Origin of the sequence: Burkholderia sp. LMG 13014 (assembly GCF_905232215.1) — a bacterium.
Lineage (GTDB): Bacteria > Pseudomonadota > Gammaproteobacteria > Burkholderiales > Burkholderiaceae > Burkholderia.
In genome coordinates this window covers 1-6,762 of the sequence record NZ_CAJNKE010000325.1, presented here as the reverse complement: position 1 = coordinate 6,762, position 6,762 = coordinate 1, and the positions used below count along the sequence as shown (strand labels likewise).

The 6,762-nt window shown below is 68.8% G+C and carries 5 protein-coding genes; all 5 read right to left on the bottom strand.

Annotated elements, in window-relative coordinates; genetic code table 11:
• Nucleotides 1–24 precede the first annotated feature (24 nt).
• The gene (locus JYJ84_RS24830) at nt 25–1,587 is read right to left on the bottom strand and encodes a sensor domain-containing diguanylate cyclase (RefSeq protein WP_122948344.1); all 1,563 of its coding nucleotides are present in this window, start codon (nt 1,585–1,587) and stop codon (nt 25–27) included.
• 563 nt (nt 1,588–2,150) lie between these two features.
• The gene (locus tag JYJ84_RS24825; RefSeq protein ID WP_175222705.1) at nt 2,151–4,325 is read right to left on the bottom strand and encodes a malate synthase G; all 2,175 of its coding nucleotides are present in this window, start codon (nt 4,323–4,325) and stop codon (nt 2,151–2,153) included.
• A 46-nt stretch (nt 4,326–4,371) separates the two neighbouring features.
• Complete coding sequence (locus tag JYJ84_RS24820) at nt 4,372–4,776, bottom strand: heme-binding protein (RefSeq protein ID WP_122948342.1); 405 nt, start codon at nt 4,774–4,776, stop codon at nt 4,372–4,374.
• Between the two features lie 20 nt (nt 4,777–4,796).
• Nucleotides 4,797–6,017: a glycolate oxidase subunit GlcF gene (gene glcF, locus JYJ84_RS24815; RefSeq protein WP_175222706.1), complete on the bottom strand. Its 1,221-nt coding sequence runs from the start codon at nt 6,015–6,017 to the stop codon at nt 4,797–4,799.
• 23 nt (nt 6,018–6,040) lie between these two features.
• Nucleotides 6,041–6,762, bottom strand: a 722-nt coding sequence (gene glcE, locus JYJ84_RS24810) for a glycolate oxidase subunit GlcE (protein WP_205189569.1), incomplete at its 5' end; no start/stop codon positions are given.

Genomic DNA, 6,762 nt, shown 5'->3' with positions numbered 1-6,762 from the left:
TGCCGCCGCTCGGCGGCTGCCCGTTCAGGCCTGCCGCGCCGCGAGGCCGCCGGAAGCCGCCGTGTGCACGACGATGCGGTTGCGCCCGCCTTCCTTCGCGCGATACAGCGCGTCGTCGGCCAGCTTCAGCGCGCCCTGCATGTCGTCGTCGTGTTCGGGATAGCTGGTCGTCACGCCGATGCTCACCGTCAGGCGGCCCGACGTGCCGGCGTCGTGCCGGATGCCGAGATCGAGGATACCCGTGCGGATCGCCTCGGCGATCGTCACCGCGCCGTCCGTGTCGATGTCGGGCAGCACCACGACGAACTCCTCGCCGCCGTAGCGCGCCGCATAGTCGGCCGGGCGGCGCAGGCAGCCGGCGATGCAGTGGCCGACCGCGGCGAGCGCGTCGTCGCCGGCCTGGTGCCCCTGCGTGTCGTTGTAGCGCTTGAAGTAATCGACGTCGATGAACAGCAGCGACAGCACGTGCTGCGAGCGCGCGGCACGGCGCCATTCGCGCGCGAGCGTGACGTCGAGCATCCGGCGGTTGTCGAGGCCCGTGAGGCCGTCGGTGCGCGCGAGTGCCTGCAGCTCGGTTTCCGCGCGGTGGCGTTTGCGCAGCTGCACGTCGAGCAGCAGCGACAGGCCGACGAAGCCGATCGCGAGCGCGGCCATCACGGAGCCGATCGGAATCGCACGGTCGTACCACGCGGCGTAGGTATCGGCTTCCGAGCGCGCGATCATGATGATGAGCGGCAGGTTCTCGAGGTGCCGGAACACGTACAGGCGCCGCACGCCGTCGATCGACGCCGTATCGGCGAAGCTGCCTTCGCTGGCGGTCATGAAGTGCCGGAACGTGCTGGCGCGGCTGATGTCGCGGCCGACGATCTTGGGATCGTACGGCTCGCGCGCGAGCATCCGGCCATCGGTGTTGATCAGCGCGATCGAGCCGCGATCGCCCAGCGACAGGCGCGAGAACAGGTTCTGGAAATATTCGAGCCGGATCGACATCACCGCGACGCCGCCGAACGAGCCGTCGGGCTTCGTGATGCGCCGGCTGAGCGCGATGCTCGGCGAGCCGTCGCGCAGCCGCGAATGATACGGGGGGCTGACGTACAGGCCGGCGTCGGGGTGGTCGCGGTGCACCGTGAAGTACGGTTCGTTGCCGAAGTTGGCCTTGCGCGGCACGTCGCTTTTGCCGTCGACCTCGATGTCGCCCTTCGCATCGAGCACATAAATACCGCCGAGGTACTTGGCCGTCGTCGCACGGTCGAACAGCACCTGGCGGCGCAGCGGCATCGGCAGCTTGACGACATCCGGGTCGTTCTCGCCTTCGACGACGGCCTGCAGCGACAGCGAATAGATCTCGATGTTGCGCTCGATGTCCCACGACGCCATCAGCGCAAGATTCTGCTGCATCGCGGCAGAGCGGTCGCGCGCGTCGATGCGGCCCTGGTACAGCACGATCCCGCACAGGAGCAGCAGGACCAGCGCGATCAGCAGCCCGGTATAGAAGATCAGGTGCGGCAGCAGGAACCGGCGCAGATGAGCGGCGACACGGCTCGTCAGGCCGGATTCGCTGGGCATTGCGTAGTCGGTTTCTGCCATGGTCGGTGGATCGATGGGCATTGCCGCCGGGGGCGGGCCGATGCGATTGTTCGTAAGACGTGCCGGCGGCGATCCGTTACGCGGCCATTCCGACGCCTTCCTGCCGGCCGGCGGAGAAAATCGGCGCCGATTATCGGTAATCGCGGCCAGATATACCGGTAAATCAAGTATTCACTGGTGACATCTGCGCCGATTCTACGATCGGACGAATCGGGCAGCGCGAATGCAACGGAGTATAGCGCGCGCGTTTGCGCGCGCAAAAAATGTCGCGGGCCGTTGATCCGGATCAAATTACAGTGAAATCTCGCGCTTGCGAATATCGGGTAGAGCGTTCCAGCACAAGGCTTTGCGGGATGAACGACCGCGGCGCGCGGCATGCGGACGTCGATTCCATCCGGTTAACGGCACTCGAACGGGAAAAATGAAGGCGTGCGATATACGCCGATTATTCGTTTCAACGGCCCGGCGAGCGCGAAAATGAAAACGGGCGGCCGTTACGGCCGCCCGTTTCGTGAAGCAGGTACGGGCTTCCGGCATGCCGGAAGCCCGTAGCACGCGGATGCTTATCCGCCGTGCTGTTGCGCCTTGAACGCGAGCCGGAACCGGTGCAGCAGCGGCTCGGTATAGCCGCTCGGCTGCGACGTGCCCTGCAGCGCGAGTGCGCACGCGGCCTTGAACGCGGTCGACTGGTCGTAGCCGGGCGCCATCGGGCGATAGTTCGGGTCGCCGGCGTTCTGCTGGTCGACGACGCGCGCCATCCGCTTGAACACGTCGAGCACGAATGCCTCGGTGATCACGCCGTGGCGCAGCCAGTTCGCGATGTGCTGGCTCGAAATGCGCAGCGTCGCGCGGTCTTCCATCAGGCCGACGTCGTGGATGTCGGGCACCTTCGAGCAGCCGACGCCCTGTTCGACCCAGCGCACGACGTAGCCGAGGATGCCCTGCGCGTTGTTCTCGACTTCGCTCAGGATCTCGGCCTCGCTCCACGCGGCGCGCTCGACGACCGGCACGGTCAGCAGGCCTTCGAGCAGCACGTCGCGTTCGCTTGCGTACGGCGTCTTCTCGAGTTCCTGCTGGACGGCCTGCACGTCGACGAGGTGGTAGTGCAGCGCGTGCAGCGTCGCGGCGGTCGGCGACGGCACCCACGCGGTGTTCGCGCCGGCGCGCGGATGCGCGATCTTCTGCTCGAGCATCGCGTGCATCAGGTCCGGCATTGCCCACATGCCCTTGCCGATCTGCGCGCGGCCGCGCAGGCCGGCCGACAGCCCGGCGAGCACGTTGTTGCGCTCGTACGACTGGATCCACGCCGACGATTTCATGTCGCCCTTGCGGATCATCGGGCCCGCTTCCATCGCGGTGTGCATCTCGTCGCCGGTGCGATCGAGGAAGCCGGTGTTGATGAACGCCACGCGCGCGGCGGCCGCGGCGATACACGCGGCGAGGTTCACGCTGGTGCGGCGCTCCTCGTCCATGATGCCCATCTTCAGCGTGTTGCGCGGCAGGTTGTACAGATCCTCGATGCGCGCGAACAGCGTATCGGCGAACGCGACTTCGACCGGGCCGTGCATCTTCGGCTTCACGATGTAGATCGAGCCGGTGCGCGAGTTGCGCTTCGCCTTCAGGTCGTGCAGCGAGCACAGCACCGTGACGACGCCGTCGAGGATGCCTTCCGGAATCTCGTTGCCGTCGCGGTCGAGCACCGCGCCGTTGGTCATCAGGTGGCCGACGTTGCGCACGAACAGCAGCGAGCGGCCGTGCAGCGACAGCGTGCCGCCGGCGGGCGTGGTGTACTCGCGGTCGGCGTTCAGGCGGCGCGTAAAGGACTTGCCGCCCTTCGCGACTTCCTCGACCAGCGTGCCCTGCATCAGGCCGAGCCAGTTGCGGTAGAGCTGGACCTTGTCTTCGGCGTCCACCGCCGCGACCGAATCCTCGCAGTCGATGATCGTGCTGACCGCGGCTTCGAGCACGACGTCCTTCACGTTCGCGAGATCGGCGCGGCCGATCGGCGTCGACGCGTCGATCTGGATCTCGAGGTGCAGGCCGTTGTGCTTCAGCAGGATCGCGGACGGCGCGTCGGCCGCGCCCTGGTAGCCGACGAACTGCGCCGGCTGCGCGAGATGCACGACGCCCTTCGCGGTTTCGACGGCGAGCTGGCCGTCCTGCACGCGGTAGCGCAGCGCGTCGCGGTGCGAGCCGCTCGCGAGCGGCGCCGCGTTGTCGAGCACGTTGCGCGCGTAGTCGATCACGCGCTGGCCGCGCGTCGGGTTGTAGGTCGCGGTGCGTTCGGCGCCGCCGTCTTCAGGCAGCGCATCGGTGCCGTACAGCGCGTCGTACAGGCTGCCCCAGCGCGCGTTCGCGGCGTTCAGCGCATAGCGCGCGTTCGACAGCGGCACGACGAGCTGCGGGCCGGCCTGCGTGGCGATCTCGCTGTCGACGTTCGCGGTGGCTGCCGCGACGTTCGACGGGACCGGCACGAGGTAGCCGATCTGTTCGAGGAACGCGCGATACGCGGCGTGGTCGTGCACCGGGCCGGGGTGCGCGCGGTGCCAGGTGTCGAGTTCCTGCTGCAGGCGGTCGCGTTCCGCGAGCAGTTCGCGGTTGCGCGGCGCCAGGTCGTGCACCAGGGCCGAGAAACCGCTCCAGAACGCGGCCTTGTCGATGCCGGTGCCCGGCAACGCTTCGTTTTCAATGAACTGGCTCAGCGCTGGCGCGACTTGCAGTCCTGCTTGGTCGATCATCGTCAATCCTCCCGGGGAATAAAGATTCGCGCGCGGCTTTGGCTGGTTATACCGCGACGCTTTGTGTGCCGGCGCGGGCGATCTGCGCGTCCTGTTCGGACTTTACGCCAGACACGCCGATCGCGCCCGCGATCCGGCCGCCGACCGTGACCGGCACGCCGCCTTCGAGCAGCCCCGTCAGCGGCACGCTGAGAAACGCGGTGCGGCCACCGTTGATCATATCCTCATACGCCTTCGTCTCGCGTCGGCCGAGTGCTGCTGCGCGCGCCTTGTCCTGCGCGATACAGGCGGTGGCCGGCGATGCGCCGTTCAGGCGTGCAAACGCGAGCAGGTGGCCGCCGTCGTCGACGATGGCGATCGACACGGCCCAGCCGTGGCGGTCCGCTTCCGCACGGGCGGCGGCGAGCATGCGGTCGGCATCGGCGAGTTCGAGTTCGGGTTTCGTCTGCATGGCATTCCTCCGGAATCAGGTCAGTTGACGAGGTGGTTGTCGACGAGCTCGATCCAGTGGCGCACAGGCGTGCGGCCCGCGCCGTTCAGGTGAGTCTGGCAGCCGACGTTGGCCGTGACAATCAGGTCCGGCCGCGCGGCTTCGAGCGCGTCGAGCCGGTTGTCGCGCAGTTGCGTCGCGAGTTCGGGCTGCGTCAGCGAATACGTGCCGGCCGAGCCGCAGCACAGATGGCCGTCGGCGACATTCGTCAGATCGAAGCCGAGCTGCGTCAGGATGCGTTCGACCGCGCCGCCGAGGCGCTGCGCGTGCTGCAGCGTGCACGGGCAGTGCACCGCGATGCGGCGTGGCGTCGAACCGGCCAGCGCGTCGAGCGGCTCGGCGCCGATCGCCTCGGCGAGATCGCGTGCGAGCGCGCTGACGCGTCGTGCTTTCTCCGCATAGACGGGGTCGGAGCGCAGCAGGTCGCCGTATTCCTTGACGAAGGCGCCGCAGCCGCTCGCCGTCAGCACGATCGCTTCCGCGCCCGCTTCGATCGCGGGCCACCATGCGTCGATGTTGCGGCGTGCGCGGGCGAGGCCGGCGTCCTGCGCGTTCAGGTGATATTCGGTCGCGCCGCAGCAGCCGGCTTCGCGCGCGGGGCTCACGCTGATGCCGAGCCGGTCGAGCACGCGCGCGGCGGCCGCATTGGTGTTCGGCGACAGCGACGGCTGCACGCAGCCCTCGAGCATCAGCACGCGTCGCGTATGGCGCACGGGCGGGCGCGGTGCGGCGGCGGGAACCGCGGCCGGGATCTTGTCCTGCAGCGCGCCGGGCAGCAGCGGGCGCAGCGCGCGGCCGGCCTTCAGCAGCGCGGCGAACGTCGCCGGGCGCGGTACGACGTGACGCAGCCCTGCACGCAGCAGGCGCTCGCGTGCTGGCCGCTGCACACGCTTCTCGGCCTCCGCGCGGCCGATGTCGAGCAGCGTGTGATAGCGCACGCCGGACGGGCAGGTCGTCTCGCAGTTTCGGCACGTCAGGCAGCGGTCGAGGTGCTGCTGCGTGCGCTCGCCGCACGGTTCGCCTTCGAGCAGTTGCTTGATCAGGTAGATGCGCCCGCGCGGCCCGTCGAGCTCGTTGCCGAGCACCTGGTAGGTCGGGCAGGTCGCGTTGCAGAAGCCGCAATGCACGCATGCGCGCAGGATCGCTTCCGCTTCGTCGGCCCGGGCAAGGGCCTTGCTTGCTTCGCTGAGATTGGTTTGCATCGGCGGTCGGGATCGGGTTCGCGTCAGAAGTCGGCGTACAGGCGGCCGGGATTGAAAATCGCATGCGGGTCGAGCTGCGCCTTGAGCTGCCGGTGTACGCGCAGCAGCGCGGGCGGCAGCGGCTGGAACGGCTCGCGCGTCGTGCCCGGTGTGAAGCAGGTCGCGTGCCCGCCCCATTGCGCGGCGAGCCGCTGCACGTCGGCCGGTGTGGCGTCGCTCTTCAGCCAGCGCTGTGCGCCGCCCCAGTCGGCGAGCTGCGCGCCGGGCAGCGCATCGAGCGGCGCAGAGGCCGGCACCGACACGCGCCACAGCGGGCGCGGATCGTCGAAGAACGGCAGCGCCAGGTCGCGCAGCCGTGCCCAGAACGCATCGTCGCGGTCGTCCATGCGCTCGCCGCCGATCGTGTCGCGCGCGGCCTTCACCGAGCCCTCGCCGCCTTCGATCCGCACCCGCAGCACGCCGTCCGCGTGGCATGCGCCCGCGAGCGGCAGCCCAGCGCGACGCCACGCGGCGATGCGCTGCACGGCTTCGTCCACGGCAAGTGGCAACGCGAGATCGCCCGTCGCACGCGGCTTCGGCAGCACCTTCAACGACACCTCGGTCACGACGCCGAGACAGCCGAAGCTGCCCGCGAGCAGCCGCGACACGTCGTAGCCCGCGACGTTCTTCATCACCTCGCCGCCGAAACGCAGGTGCTTGGCGTGGCCGGTAATCACGCGGCAGCCGAGCACGAAGTCGCGCACCG

Coding starts and splice junctions, on each gene's coding strand:
- JYJ84_RS24830 (WP_122948344.1), bottom strand. CDS start 1,587: ATGGCAGAAACCGACTACGCAATGCCCAGCGAATCCGGCCTGACGAGC.
- glcF (WP_175222706.1), bottom strand. CDS start 6,017: ATGCAAACCAATCTCAGCGAAGCAAGCAAGGCCCTTGCCCGGGCCGAC.
- JYJ84_RS24820 (WP_122948342.1), bottom strand. CDS start 4,776: ATGCAGACGAAACCCGAACTCGAACTCGCCGATGCCGACCGCATGCTC.
- JYJ84_RS24825 (WP_175222705.1), bottom strand. CDS start 4,325: ATGATCGACCAAGCAGGACTGCAAGTCGCGCCAGCGCTGAGCCAGTTC.